The 23,260-nt window shown below is 55.4% G+C and carries 19 protein-coding genes; 10 read left to right on the top strand and 9 right to left on the bottom strand.

The genetic code is table 11. From position 1 onward, the window contains the following. Window position 1: 1 nt before the first annotated feature. On the bottom strand, window positions 2-3,190 hold the full coding sequence (locus MF410_RS31000) for a multidrug efflux RND transporter permease subunit (RefSeq protein ID WP_130696058.1): 3,189 nt from the start codon (window positions 3,188-3,190) through the stop codon (window positions 2-4). 5 nt (window positions 3,191-3,195) lie between these two features. Continuing rightward, window positions 3,196-4,338: an efflux RND transporter periplasmic adaptor subunit gene (locus tag MF410_RS30995; RefSeq protein WP_130696157.1), complete on the bottom strand. Its 1,143-nt coding sequence runs from the start codon at window positions 4,336-4,338 to the stop codon at window positions 3,196-3,198. A gap of 240 nt (window positions 4,339-4,578) precedes the next feature. On the opposite strand from MF410_RS30995, the gene MF410_RS30990 reads away from it, so the two are divergent. The 4 genes from MF410_RS30990 (at window position 4,579) to MF410_RS30975 (ending at window position 8,658) form a co-directional block, all read left to right on the top strand. Beyond that, entirely contained in the window at window positions 4,579-5,541 is a 963-nt protein-coding gene (locus MF410_RS30990) for a GlxA family transcriptional regulator (protein ID WP_125849269.1), read from the top strand. 210 nt (window positions 5,542-5,751) lie between these two features. Then, complete coding sequence (locus tag MF410_RS30985; protein WP_239620824.1) at window positions 5,752-6,426, top strand: alpha/beta hydrolase; 675 nt, start codon at window positions 5,752-5,754, stop codon at window positions 6,424-6,426. Window positions 6,427-6,584: 158 nt separating this feature from the next. Further along, window positions 6,585-7,343: an SDR family NAD(P)-dependent oxidoreductase gene (locus MF410_RS30980; RefSeq protein ID WP_125849273.1), complete on the top strand. Its 759-nt coding sequence runs from the start codon at window positions 6,585-6,587 to the stop codon at window positions 7,341-7,343. A 163-nt stretch (window positions 7,344-7,506) separates the two neighbouring features. Further along, a complete protein-coding gene (locus tag MF410_RS30975; RefSeq protein ID WP_125849407.1) occupies window positions 7,507-8,658 on the top strand; it encodes an MFS transporter in 1,152 nt (383 codons plus the stop codon). A 92-nt stretch (window positions 8,659-8,750) separates the two neighbouring features. Here the strand turns inward: MF410_RS30975 and MF410_RS30970 are convergent, their stop codons facing one another. Continuing rightward, complete coding sequence (locus tag MF410_RS30970) at window positions 8,751-9,617, bottom strand: aldo/keto reductase (RefSeq protein WP_125849275.1); 867 nt, start codon at window positions 9,615-9,617, stop codon at window positions 8,751-8,753. Between the two features lie 336 nt (window positions 9,618-9,953). Here MF410_RS30970 and MF410_RS30965 point away from each other — a divergent pair, with 336 nt between their 5' ends. After that, window positions 9,954-11,078: an HlyD family secretion protein gene (locus tag MF410_RS30965; RefSeq protein ID WP_125849277.1), complete on the top strand. Its 1,125-nt coding sequence runs from the start codon at window positions 9,954-9,956 to the stop codon at window positions 11,076-11,078. Beyond that, window positions 11,075-12,670: an MFS transporter gene (locus MF410_RS30960; protein ID WP_125849279.1), complete on the top strand. Its 1,596-nt coding sequence runs from the start codon at window positions 11,075-11,077 to the stop codon at window positions 12,668-12,670. Before MF410_RS30965 ends, MF410_RS30960 begins: the two co-directional genes overlap by 4 nt. Window positions 12,671-12,980: 310 nt before the next feature. Here MF410_RS30960 and MF410_RS30955 read toward each other — a convergent pair whose 3' ends face one another. From MF410_RS30955 to MF410_RS30940, 4 genes are all read right to left on the bottom strand, one after another. Beyond that, window positions 12,981-13,370, bottom strand: a complete 390-nt coding sequence (locus tag MF410_RS30955) for a GNAT family N-acetyltransferase (RefSeq protein ID WP_125849281.1) — start codon at window positions 13,368-13,370, stop codon at window positions 12,981-12,983. A gap of 291 nt (window positions 13,371-13,661) precedes the next feature. Beyond that, a complete protein-coding gene (locus tag MF410_RS30950) occupies window positions 13,662-14,948 on the bottom strand; it encodes a cytochrome c (protein WP_125849283.1) in 1,287 nt (428 codons plus the stop codon). A gap of 21 nt (window positions 14,949-14,969) precedes the next feature. Further along, window positions 14,970-16,862 (bottom strand): monovalent cation:proton antiporter-2 (CPA2) family protein, encoded by a 1,893-nt coding sequence (locus MF410_RS30945; RefSeq protein WP_125849285.1) that lies wholly within the window; start codon window positions 16,860-16,862, stop codon window positions 14,970-14,972. 3 nt (window positions 16,863-16,865) lie between these two features. Continuing rightward, a complete protein-coding gene (locus MF410_RS30940; protein WP_125849287.1) occupies window positions 16,866-17,468 on the bottom strand; it encodes an NAD(P)H-dependent oxidoreductase in 603 nt (200 codons plus the stop codon). A 204-nt stretch (window positions 17,469-17,672) separates the two neighbouring features. Between MF410_RS30940 and MF410_RS30935 the strand changes: the two genes are divergently transcribed. The 4 genes from MF410_RS30935 (at window position 17,673) to MF410_RS30920 (ending at window position 22,276) form a co-directional block, all read left to right on the top strand. Further along, window positions 17,673-17,849: a hypothetical protein gene (locus tag MF410_RS30935; protein WP_165405085.1), complete on the top strand. Its 177-nt coding sequence runs from the start codon at window positions 17,673-17,675 to the stop codon at window positions 17,847-17,849. 408 nt (window positions 17,850-18,257) lie between these two features. After that, on the top strand, window positions 18,258-20,342 hold the full coding sequence (locus tag MF410_RS30930) for a winged helix-turn-helix domain-containing protein (protein WP_239620821.1): 2,085 nt from the start codon (window positions 18,258-18,260) through the stop codon (window positions 20,340-20,342). 970 nt (window positions 20,343-21,312) lie between these two features. Then, entirely contained in the window at window positions 21,313-21,552 is a 240-nt protein-coding gene (locus tag MF410_RS30925) for a DUF2188 domain-containing protein (RefSeq protein WP_125849289.1), read from the top strand. Between the two features lie 4 nt (window positions 21,553-21,556). Beyond that, complete coding sequence (locus MF410_RS30920; protein WP_239620819.1) at window positions 21,557-22,276, top strand: LuxR family transcriptional regulator; 720 nt, start codon at window positions 21,557-21,559, stop codon at window positions 22,274-22,276. A 248-nt stretch (window positions 22,277-22,524) separates the two neighbouring features. Here MF410_RS30920 and MF410_RS30915 read toward each other — a convergent pair whose 3' ends face one another. Continuing rightward, complete coding sequence (locus tag MF410_RS30915) at window positions 22,525-22,740, bottom strand: hypothetical protein (protein ID WP_125849293.1); 216 nt, start codon at window positions 22,738-22,740, stop codon at window positions 22,525-22,527. Between the two features lie 38 nt (window positions 22,741-22,778). Then, complete coding sequence (locus MF410_RS30910) at window positions 22,779-23,039, bottom strand: hypothetical protein (protein WP_125849295.1); 261 nt, start codon at window positions 23,037-23,039, stop codon at window positions 22,779-22,781. Between the last annotated feature and the right edge of the window lie 221 nt (window positions 23,040-23,260).

The following is a 23,260-nucleotide window of genomic DNA, read 5'->3' as shown; positions in this document are numbered from 1 at the left end:
ATCACTCGGCTGCTTGTTGATGTTCAATCATCACGTCGTCATCCTCGACCGTTGTCCGCGGCGAATATCTCGATCGAAGAACCACGTAAAAGACCGGCGTAAGAAATAGTCCGAAGACCGTTACACCCAGCATGCCACTAAAGACCGCAGTTCCAAGTGACTGACGCATTTCTGCACCGGGGCCCTCCGCTATTGCTAGCGGCAGCACTCCGAAGATGAAGGCCAAGGCGGTCATCAAGATCGGCCGGAGGCGTAGGTGGCTGGCCTCAACTGCGGCCTCAACCGCAGACTTACCGTTTTCCTGAGCCTGACGAGCGAACTCGACGATCAGGATTGCGTTCTTGGCCGCGAGACCAATCAGCACAACAAAGCCAATCTGGGTCAAGACGTTGTTGTCCATGCCTCTCAGGTAAACACCTGTAAGGGCTCCAAGAACCGCGAGCGGAACGATCAGAATGATTGCCAAGGGAAGCACCCAGCTCTCATACTGCGCCGACAGCGCCAGGAAAACGAACACCACGGAAAGGGCGAAGATCCAGGTCGCGCTGCCTCCGATATGCGTTTCCTGATAAGCAAGCTCGGTCCATTCGAACGTGGTGCCTGGCGGAAGGACCTGCGCCGCAATGCCTTGCATCTTGGCAATCGCTTCCCCTGTCGAGACGCCGGGAGCGGCATTTCCCTGCAGCGGGACGGAAACGTACATGTTGTACCGCTGCACCAATGTGGGTCCACTTGCCTCCTTTATATTTGCGAGGGTTCCGAGCGGCACCAGAGCGCCGGTTGCGGAACGCACTTTCAGATCAAGCATGTCGTCCTTCTCAAGCCTGAACTTCTTGTCTGCTTGAGCCCGGACTTGATAGACGCGTCCAAAAGCGTTGAAATCGTTGACATATGATACGCCAAGGTTGCTCGACAGCGTTTCGAAGATATTAGGGATTGGAACATTCAAGAACTGCGCCTTATCCCGATCAATCGACAAGAAGTATTGGGGGCTTGATTCTGAGAAGGTCGTGAAAACTCCGGTCAAGCCCGGCGTCTTGTTGGCCGTCACCATCATCTGTCTTGCCAGCGCCAGCGCACGCGTCATGCTGGAACTGTCCTGGTCCATCACCTGCATCTTGAAGCCACCCGAATTCCCGATGCCCTGCACGGGCGGCGGTGGAATGGCGATGATGAAGGCCTCGTCGACAGCCTGGAGGTTTTTGTAAAGCGTTTGAATAATCTTTGTTGACGTGTCCCCGCTCTTCAATCGTTCGTCGAATGATTTGAACGGTGTGAAAATCACGCCTGCATTGGATGCATTGGTGAAGGTTGCGCCGCTGAACCCAGCGAACTGAACGGCGTTAGCAACGCCTGGGGTCGCCCTCGCGATTTCACCCGCTTTTTTGATGACCGCATCGGTTCGTTCTAGCGAAGCTCCATCGGGAAGCTCGACGACGACGATTGCATAGCCCTGGTCCATGATCGGGATGAAGCCACTTGGCACCTTCGTGCTCAAGAACCATGTGGCGACCAACAAACATGGGAAGACGATCAAGGCACAAGTCAGTCCGGTTTTCGTGCTAACGATATGACGGATGCTCGTTGAATAGGCACTACTCACTCTGTCAAAGCCGCGGTTGAAGAGCTCGGCCGACTTATGACCGATTCTTCCCGCGATGCTTCGCTTTGCAGATTCGTGTTCATGCCTCTTCAGCACCAGTGCTGCCAGAGCGGGAGACAACGTCAGCGAGTTGACTGCCGAGATCGCCGTTGCGATCGAGATGGTCACTGCGAACTGCTTATAGAACTGTCCGGAAATTCCCGGAATGAAGGCGGTCGGCACAAATACGGCGATAAGCACGAGCGAGATAGCGACGACGGCCGTCCCGACCTCGTCCATCGTCCGATGAGCTGCCCGCCGCGGACTCATACCCGCGGCGAGGTTTCGTTCAACGTTTTCCACTACGACAATCGCGTCGTCGACCACAATGCCGATCGCGAGCACCAATCCGAACAGTGTCAGCATGTTCAGAGACATGCCAAACGCCGCGAGGAAGGCGAATGTACCGACAAGAGAGACCGGGATGGCAACGATCGGCACTATCGCGGTTCGCCAGGACTGGAGGAAGATGAGAACCACGAGCGCGACGAGGACAATCGCTTCGCCGATGGTGCGGTAAACCTCATCGATCGAAGAAGCCACGAAGTCGGTGGTGTCGTAGATGATGCGATACTCAAGACCAGGCGGGAACTGAGCTGACAGGTCCTTCATGATAGATTTGATCTGAGCTGCCGTTTCCAGCGCGTTCGTCCCTGGCCGGGCAAAGATGCCCATACCGACGGCTGGCTTGTTGTTCACATAGGCGTTGGTAACGTAGTCGCGGGCTCCAAGCTCAATGCGAGCAACATCCTCGAGCTTCACGAGGCGCCCGTCGGGTGTCGACTTGACGATGACATATCGAAATTGTCGGGCGTCGGAGAAGCGGCCATCTGTCCTGACGGTATACTGAAACGGATTGTCGACCGCTGCCGGAGGAGCTCCGATCGAGCCGCCGGACACCTGAACATTCTGGTCACGCAGAGCACTCACGACGTCGTTCGATGTCATGCCGTAAGAGGACAGCTTTTCCGGGTCCAGCCAGATGCGCATAGCGTATTGGCGTTCACCGAAGATTTGAATATCGCCGACACCCTGCAGGCGTACGAGCACATCTCGAACGCGGTTTCTCGCGTAGTTGGAGGTGTAGAGCTGATCATACCTTCCGTTGGGAGAAAGCAGGTGGACCACCATCAGGAGGTCAGGCGAGCTTTTGTTCGTCGTCACCCCCAGTCGCTGGACTTCTTGCGGAAGTCTTGGGAGCGCAATCGCAACACGGTTTTGGACGAGAACCTGCGCCTTATCCAGATCGGTACCCAACGCAAACGTAATTGTAAGGGTCATCGCGCCGTCGGCACTCGAATAGGACGACATGTACAGCATGTCTTCCACGCCGTTGACTTCCTGCTCAATCGGCGTGGACACCGTGTCGGCTATCGTCTGAGAATCCGCGCCTGGGTAGGAGGTGCGGACGACGATTGTTGGGGGTGCGATTTCCGGATACTGCGCGACTGGCAGTTCGAAATAGGCAATTGAACCCACGATAATCAGCAGGAGCGAAATGACTGACGCAAAGATCGGCCTGTCGATAAAGAAGTGTGCGAACCGCATCTCAGCTACTCCGCATTCACGGCGGTCAGTGGTGCTGACTCAACCGGATCTTTGTTTTCAGGCGGAAGGGTAGTTTCTTTCGGATCGACCTTAACGCCTGGGCGGACGCGAACGACGCCCCTCACAACCAGACTCTCGCTACCGTCGAGGCCGCTTCTGACAACACGGTATCCGTCGATTTTCGGACCTGGCCGGATGGCTTTTGTCGACACGACATTGTCCTTGCCAACGACGAAGACAACGCGTTCGTCTTGATCCGAGCTAATGGCCTCGTCCGGTATCAAAATCGCCTTGTATGAATTTGAACCTTCAAGCTCGACCCTGCCGAACAACCCTGGCTGAAGCACGAAATCAGGATTTGCAAACCTGGCGCGGGCGCGAAGCGTTCCGGTTGCCGCGTCGACCTGATTTTCAGCAAAATCGAGCGTGCCGGTATAGGCCGTCCCGTCCCGGTCGCCCAGTCTAACCGAGACCTTCAAACCTCCGCCACCGCTCTGCAGGACGGAGCCGTTTTTGCGGGCGGTTTCGGCGTAGCTGAGAAGGCGACGTTCATCGATGTCGAAATAGAAGTCGATCGGGTCAAGCATGACGATCGACGTGAGGACTGTCTGGTCTGCGGTGACCAAGTTGCCGACGGAAATCATATGGCGGTCGATGCGGCCGCTCAGTGGCGCAACAATCCGGCTGTAGGTCATGTCGAGCTCAGCGCGGTCGACACTCGCTTGAGACCCTTGGAGATTTGCTTGCGCCGAGTCCAGTTCCCTCCGCCGATCGTCGAGGGTCGCAACCGTCTGGCTCCCCGACTTAACCAGAGCGTTAACGCGATCGAATTGGGCCTGCGCATAGGTTAAGCCTGCATTTGCTACAGCGAGGCTGGCCTTAGCTTGGCTCAAAGCAGTCACAAAGGGACGTTGGTCGACTTTGAACAGTTCATCACCGTCCTTGACCAACTGGCCGTCTTTGAAAGCAATGCTCTGCAGATAGCCACCGACGCGCGAACGGATATCGACCTGTTCGGCGGCTCGAAACCGGCCAATAAATTCATCCCTATCTGTCACGTCGCGAACCAGAGGCTTCGCTACAACCACCTGCGGAGCTGCCTCTTGGGCATTGACGAAGTCCCTCAGAGCTACCGTCCATCCGGCCATACAAAGCGATAATACAAGAATTCGGGCTTTCATTTTCCACCTCACAAGTTGCAGCGTAACAAGGGCTGACGCCGACCTCACATGAATGCGGGTCTGGCATTGTGAAAGCAGACTGACAGCACCGCAGTGCCAGTTATTGTACAATCAACGACTAATGTCCGGTCTTAGAACTGCGCTCTTGACCAAGACAGGTCCACGTCTCAAATATGGTGTATGCGGCACTTTAAGACGGAGCGATTAATGCGATCTGTGGGCTTTATTCTTGAAGACGGTTTTCAGGTCATGGGGCTTGCCGCCCTTTCGGCGTTTGAGTTCGCCAATCAGGATCAGGGTACGGAGGCCTATAAGCTGGCGGTAATGTCTGAGAAGGGAGGCACCGTTCGATCGTCGCTGAAGATTGGCGTGGAGACCGAACCCCTTGGTGATTTTCCCGACACGCTGATGGTTGTTGGCGAGCTGACCCCAAGCCCCTCTTCCCCAGTGTTGCGAGATTACATCTTCAAGGCGGGCACAGAATCGCGGCGAGTTGCCGGGCTTTGCACCGGAGCTTTTCTGCTGGCCGAAGCGGGACTGCTGGATGGGAAGGTGGCGACTACGCATTGGGCACACGCTCGCGACCTCCAGAGACGGTTTCCCTTGGCGCATGTCGATGAGGATCGAATTTTCACGCACGATGGAAATATCTGGACATCCGCGGGCATGAGCTCGGCGATCGATCTCACGCTGGCTCTGATCGAGGACGACTTTGACGCGGCCGTTTCACGGTCGATTGCGAGGAAGCTCGTCGTCTATCACAGGCGGCCTGGAGGCCAGTCGCAGTTCTCGGCGCTCTTGGAGCTTGAGCCAAGGTCCGACCGAATTCGTCGCGCCTTGATTTATGCGAAGGAACATCTCCGCAATCCATTGACGGTTGAGGAGCTGGCGGAGGCCGTCAGTTTGAGCCCAAGACAGTTCAGTCGCCTTTTTAGGGAGGAGACTGGCCAATCGCCAGCGAAAGCGGTCGAGATGTTACGTCTCGAGGCCGCGAAAGCCATGTTGGAAGACGGTCGCCACCCAATGGAGATTGTAGCTCGCGACACGGGATTTTCCGATCGAGACCGGATGCGCCGCGCGTTTCTTCGCACACTGGGACAACCACCACAAAGCTTGAAGCGGGCATTAAAGCTCATGGATGGCGAAGATGTCGAGTTAGCGGACGCATGAGTCAAAGTCCTAAAACGACGGATACCTGTCATATGAGACAAGCTGAACTTTGGCTACAATGGGTCCAGCAAGAGGTACGTCGGGAGCCAAAAAATGCCTTCAGGGCCAGAGATCCACTCAGTCCAAACCAAGCATGGTGAAATTGCTATCCGGACCAATGGCCCAGAAAGGGGCACGCCGCTTGTCCTCCTTCCTCGTTTCAGAGCCACAATGGACGATTGGGATCCGGCGTTCATCAAATCGCTTTCCCGCGACCACCAAGTCGTGCGGTTTGACAATCCGGGCGTCGGTTTGTCTCAGGGCAGTTCGCTCAACAGCATAAAATCCATGGCCAGCGTTGCCGCCGAGGTAATTCTCCAAGTCGCACCGCGTCATGCTGATGTTTTGGGTTGGTCTCTCGGGGGCGCGGTCGCCCAGCAGCTTGCCTTGGATTATCCCCACCTATTGCGTCGGATGATCCTTGTCGGAGCGACGCCAGGCGCAATCGCCGAAGGACCGCGCCAACAACCCCGTGTTGCTACCGTTTTGGCGAAGCAGGAAAACGACGAACAAGACTTTCTCTACCTCTTTTATCCCGAGACGGAAGCTGCGGTGTCATGCGGTCGAACCTCGATCCGCCGGATCGCAAACCAGCCCTACAGATCTCCAGGAGTAAGCGCCCTCGCCTTTATGGAGCAAGTTCAAGCCTTCACGCGCTGGCCAGGGATACTACATCGAGCAAGAGAACTTAAATTGCCAATACTCGTCGTGGCAGGCGCACACGATATTGTGGCCCCCGCCTATTGTTCGTTTGTCCTGTCTCAGCAGGTCCCTGACGCGAAATTCATCGTTTACCCAGAACTCGGGTCACGCGTCGCTCTTTCAACATGCCGAAGAATTCGTTGAGGACGCAACGCGCTTCCTCGAAGCGTAAACGAAATATCGAATGTCCGAAATCGCCGTTTCAATGACATTTGAGCCAGCGCGATTTTCCGCCATCATCCTCCCATCGAAACCCGGTTGCCCAGCCAGAAAGTTGGCACCGAAAATAGATGGAGCGATTTATGAAAATGACTGGCAACACAATCTTCATCACGGGCGGCACTTCGGGGATTGGACGCGCCCTTGCTGAAGCGTTTCACAAGCTTGGCAACAAGGTGATCATCGCCGGGCGCCGCAAGGCCCTGCTTGATGAAGTCTCGGCCGCCAATCCAGGGATCGACGGGATCGAGCTGAATATTGCCGACGCTGCGGATATCGAGAGGGTGGCTACAAAGCTGATCTCGGAATATCCGAAACTCAACGTGCTCATCAACAATGCGGGTATCATGCCGTTCGACGATCCGGCAGGCAAAATCGACGATTCCGTTTTGCAGAAGATCATCGAGACAAATCTTCTTGGCCCAATTCGCCTGACTTCGGCGCTTGTCGACCACCTTAAGGCTCAACCGGACGCGACGATCATTCACAACACGTCAGTTCTTGCCTTCGTTCCGCTCGCTGGCAACGCCGTGTACTCCTCGACCAAGGCTGCGCTGCATTCCTATTCGCTGTCCCAGCGTTTTGCGTTGCGTGACACGAACGTGAAGGTTCAAGAGATCGCTCCGCCGTGGGTCGACACAGATCTTGTTAAGAAGAGCGGCGATCCACGGGCAATGCCGCTGGACGTGTTTATCGAAAAAACCATGGCGGGGCTCGCCACCGAGGCTCCAGAGGTCTTCGTCGAAGAAATCACGGCTCTCCGCGACAACCCTGGCCTGAAAGAACATCAACTCGTTCACGACTTCAACGCGGCCCTCGTGGCAGATCCAATCCCTGTTTGAGCATCGGACCGTAACGATCGGCCTTCCCGCGGTTAGACGGGAAGGCCGAGAAGAATGCAGTTAAGGGTACCTCACCATGTCTGACCGACTGAATCTGACACCCAAGATTCCCACTGAGACACTTTCCCGGACGCTGGAAACCCCTGAGCCAACGCCGTCCTTGATGCCTGCCTATTTTCTAGCTCTTGGAACCTTCGCGATAGGCACAGAGGGTTTCATGATCGCACCTTTGTTGCCGACGATTGCCTCTGATCTCGGCATGAGCCTGTCAGCGACCGCGATGCTCGTGGTTGTCTTCACGATCACTTTGGCCATAAGTTCCCCGATCACCACAGTGATTACTGGACGTCTAAATCGCCGTGACACATTGTTAGTTGCCATGACCATTTTCGCCGTGGGCAACTTCGTGGCAGCATTCTCGGCAACGTTCTCCACCCTTCTAGTTGCTCGCTTACTTATGGCCGTGGCAGCAGGACTATACGTTCCGAGCGCGAACGCTCTGGCTGGTACAATCGCCGGGCCTGCTCGAAGAGGAAGAGCGCTTGCTATCGTCAGTGGTGGCATGACCATCGCGATCGCTTTGGGGTTACCGCTTGGAGCCCTGGTCGGTCACGCCTTTGGATGGAGGACGACGTTTCTCGCTGTCGCTGTTATGGGCCTTGTGGCGATCGTCGGTATTATCGTGGGGATCGTCCGCACGGCAGGTGAAGGCATGTCCGTCGCAAGTTTGTCGGAGCGCGTGGGCGTCATTCGGCAAGCCCCAATTCTCAAATTGCTTGCCGTCACTCTGTTCTGGTCAATTGGCGCCTATACCGCCTACCCTTACATCGCACCATACCTCACCACGGTCTTGGGTTTCGGTACCTCAGGAATTGGCGCCACGGTCTCAATGTGGGGATTTGCGGCAGCGGTAGGTGTCACGACTGGTGGCGGCCTGAATGACCGGTTCGGATCAGGAAGAGTCGTGACGGCGTCACTCATTCTGCTCGGCTGTTCCTTCACTGTTTTGGCAACGGTGACCGTCCTTGGTCCAGCAGCGGCTTTAGTACCTGCCTTAGTGGCTATCGGCGTCTGGGGTTTCAGCGTCTGGTCCTTCTTCCCCGCTCAGATGGCCAGATTGATTGCGGCATCGTCCCCTTCTCAGGCTTCGGTATCCCTATCCCTGAATACTTCGACAATGTATCTAGGCTTCTCGATCGGAAGTGCGCTCGGTGCGGGGATTATTGGCCTCGACGCTGTGTGGGCCATTGGTGTTGCTGCTGCTGTCGCAGAAGCAATCTCGCTAGCGCTAAACTACCTTTTCGCGAGGAAATAGCACTGGCATTGAGGGCATAATTTCCCTGATACCCAAACATCAGCCTTTTGCCTGTCGGCCCGACAAACTCAGTTGTCGGGCCGATTGCTGTGTCACTGGCGACCAGCTGCATCGAGGGATGCGAACTCATCGTCACTAAGTTTGATGCCTGCCGCAGCGACATTTTCTTCTAGGTGGCTTACCTTCGACGTGCCCGGAATCGGGATAATTACGGGGCTTCGTTTCAGCACCCACGCCAATGCGATCTGGCTTGGGGTCGCTTCGTGGTTCTCAGCAATAATGTCAAGCACGGAGCCACGCTTGGTGAGTTGGCCAGCTGCCAGCGGGAACCACGGGATAAAGCCGATCCCATTCTGCTCGCAGTAATCAAGAACGTCCTCGCTGGACCGATCGACCAGATTGTATCGGTTTTGAACCGTTGAAACTTTGAAATATTTAGAAGCCGCCTCGATCTCCTCGACTGAGACCTCGCTCAGGCCTGCATTCAAAATCACGCCAGTGTCGAGCAGGCTTCGGATGGCGACAAACTGTTCATTGCGTGGGACACGCGGGTCGATCCGATGCAGCTGCCACAGCCCAATCTTCTCGACGCCAAGTCGCTCGCGACTTTCGTGAGCACGTGCAACTAGCTTTTCGGGGCGGCCATCCGGCGCCCACTGATCGGGGCCGGGACGGGTCAACCCGGCTTTCGTGGCAATCAACAGCCCATTGTAAGGGTGGAGAGCTTTTCGGATGAGCTCTTCTGAAACGCCAGGCCCATAGGAATCGGCCGTGTCAATGAAGTTGACGCCCAACTCTGGTAATTTCTTGAGTGTCCGTTCGACTTCATCTGGGTCTTGTGGCTGACCCCAAACTCCTCGACCGGTGATCCGCATTCCGCCGAAACCCAACCGATTGACCACCGTCGAGCCTATAGCAAAAGTTCCGGCTGCGGCTGCATTTGATTTCTTATCTGACATTGCTGAGATCTCTCAATTGCGAAGATTTTTGACGGCCCGACAGGCACTTCCCCCCTCGTACAGGCGCTGGCCCGGGCTTTATTGTAAGATTGGAGCGTTTTGGGTTGGGTATGAACTGCCAACCAGTCGTTGGGGTGCCGGATATTACAATCGATCCAAACAGCACTGCATCAAGGTCCGCTTACAATCAGAATACATCCTCGTGTGTCGAGCGGAGAAGACAATGCGATTTGAAGCGACAACCTCTTTGGCGGTTCAGGCGACCGGGCCAGCCGAAATTGAATTGACGCGCAGGGAACTACGGAACCCTCCCGCAGAAAGCGTGCGGATCTTCGAATGAGCGACAACGTAACGACCTTGTCGCCGACGTCAGCCAAGGCGCCACCATCACCTGTCTCGAACCTTCCTCCAAGCCAGCCCAGCCTGTTAGCGAGGCTTTTCATACCGGCCACGGCAGTAATACTGGCTGTGGCTGGTGTTGCGTACGCAAACGCGAACTGGAATAGCTGGACTGCCTCCGCGGCAACGCAGGCGACGGATGACGCTGCCGTTGGAGCAGATTTCAGCACCATGAGCGCACGGGTCTCCGGAAATATTCGGTCGATCGCCGTTGATGACTATCAGCCGGTCAAAAAAGGGGACCTGATAGTAGAGATCGATCCCAGCGAATACGACGCGGCACTCGCCCTTGCGACAGCAAATTTAGAGGCGGCAAAAGCGTCACGCGTCAACCTTGGCAACCAGGAAAACCTGCAACGCGCCGTGATCAAGGCCGCTGAGGCGCAAAACGCATCCGCACTTGCGGTGGAGGAACAGACACGTCTCGAATTTGAACGACAGAAGAACCTTGGCCAAGCAAGCACGGAGCAGCGCCTCCAACAGGCTCAGGCATCGTTTCTCCAGGCGCAAGCCTCTGTCGCGTCAACTGCCGCCGCGATCGAACAGCAATGGGCTCAACTCCAAGTCCTGCAAGGTCAAGAGCCATTGTTGGATGCGCAGATAGATGCGCAGGAAGCCAACGTCACTACCGCCCAGCTCCACCAAAGGTACTCGCGCATCTACGCGCCTTTCGACGGCGTGGTTGGCAAAAAGTCGGTCCACCTTGGCGACTTCGTGGGCATCGGCGGCAGTATCGTTGCGGTCGTTCCAATCCCTAATGTGTACGTAACCGCAAACTTTAAAGAAACACAGCTTAGCAGGATGAGCACGGGGCAACTCGTTGATGTCCGCATTGACACTTTTCCCGGCAAAATCCTGCAGGGTAGAGTCGGAAAGCTTTCACCCGCGAGCGGCTCAACGTTCGCGCTGCTGCCGCCAGACAATGCGACTGGCAATTATACGAAAGTCGTCCAACGGGTTCCCGTTCGGATCGAATTTATAAGCGGCCAACCACTCGTTCGATCCCTACGCCCAGGGATGTCTGCTGTCGTGACGGTTTCCACTCCGGACACCAACCCATGAATGGCGCCGCCTCGACCGTGCTGGGGCCCTTATCACAAGACACGACGACGAAACGGCCGATACTCATCGTTGCGGCTCTTCTGTTGGCCGCATTTGTGGTGGGTTTCGATACCCGCGTCTTCACGGTCGGCCTTCCCGACTTACGAGGAGCGTACGGTTTTGGCACCGACGAAGGTGCTTGGTTAGCGACCGCAGCCAACGCGCCCCAGATATTTATCGCATCGGCCGTCGCTTGGTTGATGACGGTCTATGGCGTTCGCAGGGTGATGATACCTTCAAGCCTCGTTTACGCGGCGCTCTCTTGTGCAATTCCATCGATCCATAACCACGACCTTTTGTTCGCCGCACACATTGGTCGAGCGTTGCTTCTTGGCGTCTTCGTACCCGCCACGCTGATGATCATCTTCCGCAACCTTGCTCCTAAATACTGGATCATCGGCCTTGGGATCTACACACTTCGTATTCCGCTGTCCCAGAGCTTGGGATTCGCACTGGTCGGATACTACGGGGACGTCCTGGGATGGCAGTGGCTCTACTGGCAGGATGTGCTTGTCGCTCCGTTGATCGCTTTGCTTTTGGTGTTGGGCGCTCCAAGGGAGCCGATCGACAAGTCACTTTTGGCAAACGCAGATTGGGGCGGAATGCTCCTACTCGGCGCGTCGATGACATTCATCTATATCGCGCTGGACCAAGGAAACCGGTTGGACTGGCTTGAATCGGGGCTGATCGAGGCATTGTTTCTTGCTGGAGGGCTTCTATTTCTCGTCTTCCTCATAAACGAAAGCGTCGTGTCGAGGCCATGGGCGCATGCCAGCGTTCTCGGTTCCCGCAATGTTATTCTTGGTCTGGCCGTTGTCACTGTCTTTACGTTCGCGAGCAGTGCTGGAAGCACCCTCATCCCGGGAATAATGCAGACGGTGGGGGGACTGCGCCCGTTCCAGATAAGCGGCGTTTTCATTCTTTATGCAGTAATGCCGGTGGCAATAATCGTCATGCTCTCTGGATTCGCTCTGACGTACTTTGATGCGCGAGTGGTCTTGATCGTGGGGTTGTCTGCAAGCGGCGTCGCTGCTCTTATCGGATCACAGGTCACCTCGGATTGGTACCCCGACAGTTTCGGGCTGATCGTGCTGTTGCACACTACTGGCCAGGTTCTGACGTTCTACGCATCGTTTGTTTTCCTGGTTGGAAATTCAGATCCAAAACGCTCGACCGCGATGTCGGCATACATTCAGGTCGCTCGCCTTGGAAGCGCTGAGCTTGCGGCTGGCCTGATGGGGACGTGGATTCGCCGAAGGGAGCAGTTCCATTCAAATATTCTCGGAGCCCACCTGGCAAATGACAATCCGCTGTATGGTCGAAGCCTAGCCGCTTTGAGCAACGCGCTGGGTCACAACGGCGGTGGAACCGCGAAAGCTGTCGGCACACTATCCGCGGCCGTCCGATCGCAATCCTACGTTTTGGCCTACAGCGACTGCTTCATCATTGCATTCTGGTTTTCCGTCGCTGGGCTGGTCCTGGTAGCGCTTATGAATGCTTCACCGCCCAGCCCACTGAGCCCGCGTCCGATCCTGAAGCCCACACATCAATGAGCGACGTGGCTAGCGAACTCCAGTTAAGGGCCTGCAATTTCCGTAAGGTATCGAATGATCGCTAAGAGCGACCGCTCGTTGGTGTGTGATTTGCTACGCCACACCAGATAGTTCGACTGCAGCAGTTCGTGATCGTAAGCGCCATCCCGTTCGCACCTTTCCCCGAACCGTATTGTAGATCGCTACTTAGCAATCTAACTCAGTATAGATCGGAATCAGTTGACACAGCAACTTTCAGATTCTGCCTTTTAAATATGCACGACCCGCTTTTCCCAATGTTGGTCTCAATTTCGGTCCAGCCCAAGCCGCTCTAAAACGGACGGAGTTCAGGCGCACAGCAGAGATACAAAACATCGCGGCCATTCGAGATTGCAAGTCGCTCCGCTGCCTTAACGAGCGCCGACCCAACCCGGTGTTTTCTGAAGTCGTTTTCTACCCAGACCGCAGCGATCCACGGCGTCAGGTTTGGTCTCTCGACCAAGTCGGATTTGATTAAGGAGATTGTACCGACAAACATATCGCCAGTGTGCGCGATCAACGTGAATTCGTCATCTGAAGCCTTAATCCTTTGAAGTTTTTGAACCACTTGTTTTAACGTCAACCCTCTGTGCTTGGACCAGGCATGCCATATTCTGTTTGCCGCCGTTTCCAGCATGTCGGCTCTGTTTCGCAGGTTGGCAATAGCAATCTCGGCCGACATTCTTTCTCCCTGATCCGTTTAATAAATATTGCAAGAAATCAGGGATAATGGCTCTAAAAAAAGTTGAAATTCAATGAGTTTTACGACCTAGCTCGGCATACAAAGACATCCCGAACTGGGGAGGCTCCGGTTGCGTCACGGGTGGTTTGGGTCGTCCCGGTGAATAATGAACGCCAGACGGAAACGGCGACGAGAGCAAGGAACGCAACGAGCAAACCCGCGTCTTAAAGGCAGCTTTGAATCCCGCTTCCGCTCATCTGGGAATCCACTGTGGCAACATGACCTAGTAGTTTACTCCCGTGCTTTCGCAACATCATCTGCTGTAACGGCGCCCTTCTTCCCACCAAGTTCGCCGATGACGAAGTTCGCCAACGCTGCGATCTCCGCGTCATTGTAGATCGCCCCAAACGCGGGCATCGTCCGACCCGGCGCTACCATACTGTCTGAAGATCCTTGAAGGACAACCCGGATAAAATTGCTGCCGTCGACATCAGCCAACGCATGGGCGCCAATTATATTGGCCCGGCTGTTCACCAGTCCGTCACCGCCGAGCCCGTGACAGCTCACGCACGCGCCAGCAAAGATCCGCGAGCCAAGGGTCTCGTCCGAATTTTTGGACGAACTGTCCTGGATCGAGCTCTTACGCTTCACACGAACCTTCTCGTCGCTTTCGATTGGGGGAACCGTCCGAAGATATGCGACTATAGCCTCGATGTCCGACGTTGGGAGCTTGCTCAAGCTGAGGCCGACCGCTTCACGCATCGGACCGCCCGCGGGCCCGTGCCCGTTGGCATGCCCCTTGGATAAGAAGGATGCAATCTCACCGTCTGTCCAGAGTCCGATGCCGCTATCCGGATCGGACGTGATGTTCCAGGCTTTCCAGCCATCCACTTCGCTGCCCGATAACGCTTCGCTCTGTTTGCGCTGGAACATCAGTCCTCTCGGCGTATGGCACTCGCCGCAGTGCTCGAGCGCCTCCACGAGATATGCTCCCCTATTCCATTGCTCATCCTTTGATGGATTACTCTCGAAAGGACGAGACGGGAGAAAGAGGAGGTTCCAACCGCGCATAAGCCAACGTTGATTAAAGGGAAACGCAAGCGAGTTTGATGGCGCGTCCTCGCTCACAGGTGCCAGTGTGCGCAGATACGCCCGGACCGCCAAGATGTCGTCAGTCGTCATCAGGGCGTAGGACGCATACGGAAACGCGGGATATAAGTTTTCGCCGTGAGCCCCTACCCCGGACCGCACCGCACGGACGAACTCGGCGTCACTCCAGGCACCGATCCCATGCTCTGGATCTGTCGTTATATTCGATGAGTAGATAGTCCCGAACGGCAGTTTGAAGGGCAAGCCTCCGGCAAACGGTTTCCCGCCTTTCGTAGTGTGACAGGCAGCACAATCCGCCGCGATCGTCAGATGTTCGCCTCGTGCAATCAGGGCTGCGCCGGTGGGCTGCAGTGCACTCGCCGAAACATCTGGCAGGGAATGTGGCCAGAAGAAAAAGAAACCGGCGCCCGCCCCACCCACGCATACCACAGCCGCAGCGGCAATTATCAGCTTCTGAAAACGCTTCATTCCAACCGCTCCCGTGGCAATTTACTGCCGCGATTGCTCAGCTTTCAGGGCGTGACTATCGTCGAGTACGGGTGGAGTCCAACCCCGTCGAACCAAGTCGTTGTACGCCGTGCGGTTGCCGAGCATCGCATTTTCGATGACTTTCCCGATGTCATTAAACCCGGCGATGAAGTCAGGATTGTCAGATACGGGCGTGACGCCATCAAAAAGGGGCGCCATCCGCTTCAATCCAGCGAGGTCTTGTTCGATAAACACGTTTCTTCTCTTTTCGACCTCGTAGGGGTGCATTCCCAACGACCTCAATGTCAGGACCGCGGCCTCTAAAGAACTACCGAAAAGCTCTCGAACGATGTGATCCGCGCCAGCATCGGAAAGGCGATAGTAGTGCAGCCGATCGTAAGCCCTGGCGACAATCTTGATATTGGGGTTGGTTCGTCGAGCGTAGGTCACGATCTCAACCGCGCGATCTGGATCGTCAATTGCAACAACGATGACGTCCGCTTTCGCGAGGCCCGCCGAGTCAAGGAGGTCTGGCCGCCCCGCGTCTCCAAAAAATGACCGGATTCCGAACTTTCGCAGATCATCAACCACTTCTGCGCGGAAATCGAGCACGACCGGCTTGTGTCCGTTCGCCAACAGCATCCGATTTACAATTTGGCCGAAGCGTCCAAGTCCAGCGACGATGACGGTGCCCTCTTCGGGCTCGTCGTCGGCCCGGGCCGCACCTCGACTGTCGAGCAAGGTCACGATGCGGTCAAACAGGATGAACAGACCGGGCGTCAGGACCATCCCCAACGTGATAACAAGTATCAAAATCGAGACTATCTCTTCCGAAAAGATACTTCGTTCTCGTCCCAATGAAAGCAACACAAAGCCAAATTCACCCGCTTGGGCGAGGCCGAGAGCAAATAGCCAGGCTGCCGACGCCCGAAGTCGGAATAGCCGTGCCAATGGCAGGAGAACGCCAACCTTGATCAACATCATCGCCAACGTCGCAACGAGGACGATCGCCCAATGCTGCAACAGTATCGAAAGGTCGATCTTTGCACCGATCGTCATAAAGAAAAGGCCGAGCAGAAGCCCTTTGAAGGGCTCGATATCGTTCTGAAGTTCGTGCTTAAACTCGCTGTTGGCCAACACGACGCCTGCGAGGAAGGCGCCTAAAGCCGGGGAAAGGCCCACGGCGGACATCAGGGCCGCTATGGCAACGACTACTAACAGGGCGGCAGCTGTGAAAACTTCCCGAAGGCCTAGTTGTGCTATCGCGCGAAAGACGGGCCGCGAGAGGTAGTGTCCGGCGGCCACAACGAAGACAACTGCTCCCAGAGTCAGAAGTGCAGATGCCCACCCCGGTAGCGTCGCAAAGAATGTTTCTCCATGAGCACTGTTGGCGACAGTGGTGACAGAAGAAAGCATAGGAATGCAAGCCAGCATAGGAATGACCGCCAAATCCTGGAAAAGCAGGACTGCAAAGCTCGCCCTTCCACCGTCGGACTCCAGGAGCCCTTTTTCTTCAAGGGTTTGCAGAACGATTGCCGTAGACGATAATGAGACGACACAGCCGAACAATGCGCTTTGCTGCCAAGAGAAACCTAACGACGTTCCGACGAAGCAGACCGCCAAGAGCGTCATAACGACTTGCAGGCCGCCCAAGCCGACGAGCTTGCCTCTCAGCCGCCAGACCATCTGCGGATCGATTTCCAGCCCAATCAGAAAAAGCATCATCACGATGCCGAATTCCGAGAATTGTTCGAGGTAATCAGATCCTGCCCCAGAGACGTGAAGGATAGGACCGACAATCACTCCCGCGGCGATGTAGCCCACAACTGAACCGAGCCCAAGCCTCCGCGAGATGATGACGGCGGAGACGGCTGCGGCGAGATATGCCAGGGCATAGAACGTTAAACCCTCCATAGCCTAATGCTCCGCCATGATCGGCAAATCAGCCGGGAATATCGTGTCGCGGGTCATCGCCTCATCCAGATCAAGCTGGTTGGTTGTTATCAAGCTTAAGAGGGCGCCGTATGATGCCACATGTCGCTGCGCCTCCGGCGTGCCGATGTGATTGGCGGCGTGAAGGACAAATGGAGGCAGGAACTTCATTCCGCAGAGCGTCGCGGTTTGCTGCAAAGGCAGCAGGAACTGGCGCAGTGGGTAATTATTGCCTCCAGTTGCCGAGTAGTCGGTCTCACGACCGCCTGTGGTGACGCTTATGAGCGCGAATTTGTCAGCCAGTAGCTTCCCCTGTGGACCATAGGCGAACCCGTATTCCAACACGAGATCCTGCCACTCTTTCAGAAGCGAGGGCGTCGAATACCAGTAGATCGGGAATTGGAAGACAATGACATCGTGGTCCAGCAAGCGTTTCTGCTCGCGATCAATATTAATCTGAAAACGAGGATATTCCTCATAGAGATCAACGAACGTCAAATCGTCGACTCTACGGGCCACATCGGCCATTGCGAGATTAATACTCGATTTCCGTTGTGCGGGATGCGCAAACAGAACTAGGACACGCATGCTGGTACCTTCTCTTGTCACACAATTGCGCGAGCCGATCCGCCACCACCTCGAAAGGTGGTGTTTCATCGTCCTAAAGGGTTGGTCTCTCCAATTATTGGACGATCCGGCAGGAGCGAGCGAAGACATGCGCCGCACTCGATTTTGACAAGAATTCTCCACCCACTTGGTTAGCCTCCAACGCGTCAAAGAAAGGAGGCTACGATGCCCGAAACACTTACAATTACTGAGATGAGGTCAGATCCATTAATAGCGCTGCTGAACAGAGCCGATGGTATCGACCCCGGCAGTTTCGTGAAGCTGCTCGATGAGGCCGCGCAGAAATTGAATAAATACGGGGGTTCCGGCCGGGTTGGGCCTGCATTATGGCATCGCAAGTAGGTGGTCGAGGATTGAGCATTTCTACCACATATCCCGGCCGAGAGGCTTCGCGTTCGTCACCCGCGGTCCGTTATCTGATGGCTTTCTAACGCGCCACACGTCTGCGAAAGAACGTGATCTCGAACGGTGCTTCGGAAACCCTACCCCACGGGCCCGTCGGTTTTGTCATCCGTTTCGCATGCGTACCCCGTTATTGCTCGTGGCATGGCTCCAAGTCGATTTCAGGCATCGATTTGTTGGCGCATATTTATAGCGGGGCCGGTTTATGATTCCACCACATCGACCTCTGGTGACCTGGCGAGAAATGAGTCAGTATTCTACCAGGCTGAAGAGGGAAAACTCGCTTCAAACCTGTGAATTAGAACTTCTTGAAAGACCGGCCCAAGACCTGTAAGGGCAGACGCGGCGGTGCAGAACCTGAAACTGAAAAAAGCCAAGCTGAATCTTGGGGGCGGCATGTCAGTCTTATATTTCGATAGCTTCGAGCTAGATATCGAAAATCGGAGGCTGTCTGCGGATGGGAAAGCACTCCGCCTTGGGAGTCGAGCCTTCGATATTCTCGCCGCACTTGCCACGCGGGCCGGACAGGTCGTCAGTAAAGAAGAGCTTATTCGGACGGTTTGGCCAACCACAATCGTGGAAGAAGGAGCGCTGAGAGTCCATCTCGTCTCGCTTCGGAAGTCACTCGGGGATGAAGCTCGGAAATTTATCGAAAATGTGCCTAGCCGAGGATACCAGTTTCTACCGGCTGTCAGAGTAAGTCCTTCCGCGACGACAAACCGTCCAGCGAATCCGATCGATAAGTCGACATTGCCGAGAACGGCTACCAAGCTCCTTGGTAGGGAAGATTTTATACGAACGACCGCTGAGTTTTTTAAGACAACGAGGCTCCTTACGATTGCTGGTGCAGGCGGCATAGGCAAAACATCGGTCGCGATAGCGGTAGCCAGAGTGCTAAGCGAGCAGTATCGTGTGCTGTTCTTGGATCTCGCCGCCCATTCCACTGGCGAGACATTGCTGCCATCGCTGGCGAGCCAGTTGGGACTAAGTGTCTACGGATCGAATGTTCTCCCAGCGATTATCGGCGAGTTGCAAAAGAGCGCCACCCTCTTGGTTTTTGATAACTGCGAGCATGTTGTTGACGAAGCCGCTCGCGCCGCCGAGGAAATTTTAAAGGCTTCGCCATTGACCACTATTTTGGCGACAAGCCGGGAGCCATTGCGGGCGTCTCTTGAGCGCGTGCGGCAACTTCCACCTTTGGAGGTTCCCCCTGAGGGTTCATCGGCCGTAAACCCATCAGAATATGCTGGATTAGAACTTTTCATTTCTCTCGCAGGCCTCGTGGCCGATGAAAGTGACTTTGCACGCCCCGAAGCAATGACTTTGGCGGCCGATATCGTCCGCAGGCTCGATGGAATACCCTTGGCTATCGAACTCGCAGCTGCGCGAGCGTTCGATATGGATCTCGAAAGTCTTCATCGCTCGGTCGCGGACCCGCTGGCTCTGTTACGGCGAGGTCGTCGTACCGCACCGCCCCGTCAACAAACGCTAAGAGCCGCTTTGGACTGGAGCTACAACACGCTGGAGCCCACCCAAAAGGACCTGTTAGATCGGCTTTCTGTTTTTGCTGGTCCATTCACTGCGGACCACGCAAGGTGGGTTGCTGCGGAGGATGTCTCCGACGAAGAATTCTACGATGCCTTTGACGGGTTGTTTCTAAAGTCTTTGCTCAACGTCTCCGCCGCAGGCGGCAACTATCGGCTCTTGGTCACCACAAGGGAATATGCGGCGACCAAACTCGCCAACTCCGGTTTTGATCAATTCTGCAAATTGGCTCACGCCAAGCTTTGCCGCGCTCGGCTTGCTGAAGCTGAGCGCGATTGGACCGTTCTCGATACGGGTAGTTGGCTCAACGAACACGGAGGCTTGGTTCACGAGCTCCGAAGCGCACTAGAGTGGGCATTTTCCGAAGGCGGCGAGACGCGAGCCGGAATTGATCTTGTGGCCAGTTCCAACATCATTTGGACCCAGCTCGGCCTGATGGCTGAGCAGCTCACGCACCTTGAACGCGCCCTCGCCTACTTCGATCAGCTAGACGGGGTCGACGCACTTACCGAGATGAACCTACGGGTCTCTCATGGCGGCACCTTATACCACATCAAGAGCTCAGAACGTGACCAGGAAGCAATCGAAGAGTTTTCGAAAGCCAAATCCATTGCCGAGAATTTGCGTGACCACATGAACACACTCCGCGCGGTCGGAGGAATGACGGCAATCCACACTATGAATGGTGACTACGTCGAGGCGATATCACTGGCACACCGTTTCAACGACCTCTTTGGGAACGTACTGCCGAATGCAGCGAGCCGCCTCCTTGCTCACAACTTCCATTACATCGGAAACTTTGACGCCGGGTTGAAACACGCGCAAACTGCACTCGAACTCGCAAGGGGAGGTGTCCGCGGGACTTCTCAACAACGGAGCGAGTTATGATCAGCGCATCAGTGCTTTATCGACGGTCGTCAGAACTCTGTGGGTTCAGGGAAAGCTTTCAGAGGCGAGGACCTTGCTTGCCTCGACATTTGACGAAGCTAGCGCATTAGATCACGCCATCTCGTACTGCCTCTTCCTTTCAGTTTCCGCATGTCCAACTGCGTTTGGCATGGGAGACCATGATCTTGGAGTTCGGCTTCTCAGCCATCTAGCCGAAAAAGCAACGAAGAACTCCCTCCTTCGGTGGCAAGAATGGGCCACGACGTTCCATCATGTCGCTAAAGCCGTCCAGTTGGGCAACTCGGACGAGTTCAATCAAAGCCTTAGGAATGCGAAGGGTGCTCGGTTCGAAAATTGCCTTATGGCAGGCGGTCACCTCGCCGATGACGACACGTTGGATCGTGCGCTTTCAAAGAATGCAGGGTGGTGCCGTGCGGAATTGTACCGATTGAAGGGAGAGCGACTTCTTCGTGAAAATGCTCAAGATGGCCGGGACCTAATACGTCGTGGATACGATCTTGCAACGGAACAAGGCGCAAAGTTTTGGGCACTTAGATCTGCGACCAGTCTCGCAAAACACGCGGCGGAACCTCATGGTCAGGCAGAGCGCGAGAGGCTAGCGGAGATACTTTCCTTTTTCGAGGGTGAAGCTTTGTCCTTGGACGTCTCCGAAGCACGTAAATTCGCATAGTCTCCAGCCATCTGTCACAGCCGAAACTTACAAGATCGTATAAGCATCCGCGGCGCATTATCGGATCACACTCGATCAGGATTAGCATATGCGACACGATCAACAGCATAGCTATTCGACAGGGTTGCCACTGCTGGTCATCAAATCAGCAGTGTTCTCAATCGCGCTCTATGCAATCCTCGGAAAGGCAGGTTGCGCACCACACCCAGGTTCCCGCCCGCTACCGGAACCTTCTTAATTAATCGGCGATGAATTCCAGCGACTTAGAGAGAATTTCGAATGCATATCACCTATCACATTGGCCCCCATGACGGTGGTTTTGCGTACCGTCTTGATGACGTTTGGTCAGAGCCCTTCAATACACATGACGATGCCTTGACGGCTGCAAGGATTGCCGCGCGGCGACAGCAGATAGCAGGCCGCGACACCGAAATCGCTTTTGAGACGACCGACGGCAAATGGCATCGCGAATATTCCCTTGGCACCGACAGACCTGAGACTGAGGTCGTCGACGGCTAGCCAGATGCCTGCTCGTTCGGAACAAAGTAAGACCAAGAACTCTGATCCAGCTCGCATCGTCAGCGAGATTGCCCGGGTTAACTCCTTGCAATCGCGTTTCCGCTCGATGTTGAAGGGCTATAACTTTCGTTACTTTCTGTTCGGGACTTTCCCGGCGCCAGGGCGCCCACTGTTTGCCGACAACGTTCTGGCGACCAACTGGCCCACCGATCTGCTGGACGCCTACAAATTTCGAAACCTATTGACTGAAAGTCCGCTTATCAGGAGGCTTGAGCGGACCGTCCTTCCAGTGCGGACGATGCCACTACTTCTGGCCCGAGCCCCTCACCCGGGTCACAGACCTCCAGACGGGATTTTCATCAACGAGGGATTCTCGTTCACGTTTGCGGTTGCACTCTCAGATTCAGAACAGCGACGTTACGTTTGTCTAATGTCTGGTCGGCGAAAGGTCGAACGCCACGAAGAGGTGGCGATGCTTATGATGGCACTTTTGGGAGCGGTAAACTCATATAGTTCGCGTCCGCGGGCAACTGAAGTTTTGACACCTCGCGAGAAAGAATGCCTCCGATGGGCCAGCGCGGGTAAAACGAGCCGCGAAATCGGGCAAATACTTGCGCTGTCCAATCACACAATCGATGGCTATCTCAGAGCCGCCATGGAAAAGCTCGATGCAGTAACGCGCACACAAGCTGTGGCAATGGCGTCTAGGCTTGGGTTGATCTGAAAGCGGATTGATTACGAGGTGCTTGGCACCCCTGCAAACGGCATATGCGATTGGCGCTTGCCAAGCCACATCGCGAGCGGACCACGCTTGCAGATTATCTAAAGGATGGGCGCGATGAGATGGCTCGTACTAGGTTTATGAAAACCCGGGGGTAGGCACGACGGCGCGTGACAGCACTTGCGTCCGCTAGAACGAGGCGGCTATCGATTATCTGCATTGGTGATTTGCGCGGGGCGGAAGAGCCACGATCACCGGCCGGGACCATGCGCCTCAGCAGTAGCAATCCTCCCGACGATATCAGCATAGCTCTCACTGACGTATATACCGTAGGGGCCGCGGTCTCCGATAGGAACCGACGTTTGGATAACCGTGCTGCCGCCGCTTACCACAACAGCCACGATATGGTTCACGTTGATGGTTACTTGACCGCCGATATTGGTGGACGTCGCATTGATGAAGGCCAATTGATTCTGCGATGGTTGGTTTTTCTGCCCCTGCACTGCTATCGTTGATTTACGGGAGTCAGTCCGCTTTTCCACCAATCAACGCTGTCCCTGGTCATAAGTACGACCGACTGGCCGGTCTTTTGAACCAGCGTAGAAGCCAATCTCTCCGCAGCCTCAAGGTCATCCATCTCCTCGACCCACGGATCTTGCCCGTCGATTGGCGGGCAGTAAACCAGTACGTCATCTGAATCGCCTGGCGCGATGATGATTACTCGGCGCATCACGCTTGAGGCGTCATAGGTGAAATAATATCTCATTTTTTCTCCGCCAGGATTCACGGCCCACGCCGGGTTCACATCCGAGACCAGTGAAAGCTGATGGTAACAGTCGATCGCCGTTCGGTAGTTGCTACTCCGCCTTCTTCAACGAAGTCAGCGGGAATTTCCCGTTGCTTCCACGGAGACTTGTCGGCCACGAACCTGTCGCGGTTTGCGCTAGGGTGTTCTTCGTAGCCGTAACGATCGACATTGGCTACCGT

This window comes from Rhizobium sp. C104 (assembly GCF_022354505.1).
Lineage (GTDB): Bacteria > Pseudomonadota > Alphaproteobacteria > Rhizobiales > Rhizobiaceae > Rhizobium > Rhizobium redzepovicii.
Note: the sequence above shows the minus strand (reverse complement) of the source record. Positions and strands in the feature narration are given on the sequence as shown.

Bases quoted from the DNA above. Each gene is read 5' to 3' on its own strand.
- MF410_RS30975 (WP_125849407.1), top strand. From the start codon at position 7,507: ATGCCTGCCTATTTTCTAGCTCTTGGAACCTTCGCGATAGGCACAGAG.
- MF410_RS30965 (WP_125849277.1), top strand. From the start codon at position 9,954: ATGAGCGACAACGTAACGACCTTGTCGCCGACGTCAGCCAAGGCGCCA.
- MF410_RS30955 (WP_125849281.1), bottom strand. From the start codon at position 13,370: ATGTCGGCCGAGATTGCTATTGCCAACCTGCGAAACAGAGCCGACATG.
- MF410_RS30920 (WP_239620819.1), top strand. From the start codon at position 21,557: ATGCCTGCTCGTTCGGAACAAAGTAAGACCAAGAACTCTGATCCAGCT.
- MF410_RS30950 (WP_125849283.1), bottom strand. From the start codon at position 14,948: ATGAAGCGTTTTCAGAAGCTGATAATTGCCGCTGCGGCTGTGGTATGC.
- MF410_RS30940 (WP_125849287.1), bottom strand. From the start codon at position 17,468: ATGCGTGTCCTAGTTCTGTTTGCGCATCCCGCACAACGGAAATCGAGT.
- MF410_RS30995 (WP_130696157.1), bottom strand. From the start codon at position 4,338: ATGGCCGGATGGACGGTAGCTCTGAGGGACTTCGTCAATGCCCAAGAG.
- MF410_RS30980 (WP_125849273.1), top strand. From the start codon at position 6,585: ATGAAAATGACTGGCAACACAATCTTCATCACGGGCGGCACTTCGGGG.
- MF410_RS30945 (WP_125849285.1), bottom strand. From the start codon at position 16,862: ATGGAGGGTTTAACGTTCTATGCCCTGGCATATCTCGCCGCAGCCGTC.
- MF410_RS30970 (WP_125849275.1), bottom strand. From the start codon at position 9,617: ATGTCAGATAAGAAATCAAATGCAGCCGCAGCCGGAACTTTTGCTATA.
- MF410_RS30925 (WP_125849289.1), top strand. From the start codon at position 21,313: ATGCATATCACCTATCACATTGGCCCCCATGACGGTGGTTTTGCGTAC.
- MF410_RS30960 (WP_125849279.1), top strand. From the start codon at position 11,075: ATGAATGGCGCCGCCTCGACCGTGCTGGGGCCCTTATCACAAGACACG.
- MF410_RS30990 (WP_125849269.1), top strand. From the start codon at position 4,579: ATGCGATCTGTGGGCTTTATTCTTGAAGACGGTTTTCAGGTCATGGGG.
- MF410_RS31000 (WP_130696058.1), bottom strand. From the start codon at position 3,190: ATGCGGTTCGCACACTTCTTTATCGACAGGCCGATCTTTGCGTCAGTC.
- MF410_RS30910 (WP_125849295.1), bottom strand. From the start codon at position 23,039: ATGAGATATTATTTCACCTATGACGCCTCAAGCGTGATGCGCCGAGTA.
- MF410_RS30985 (WP_239620824.1), top strand. From the start codon at position 5,752: ATGGACGATTGGGATCCGGCGTTCATCAAATCGCTTTCCCGCGACCAC.
- MF410_RS30935 (WP_165405085.1), top strand. From the start codon at position 17,673: ATGCCCGAAACACTTACAATTACTGAGATGAGGTCAGATCCATTAATA.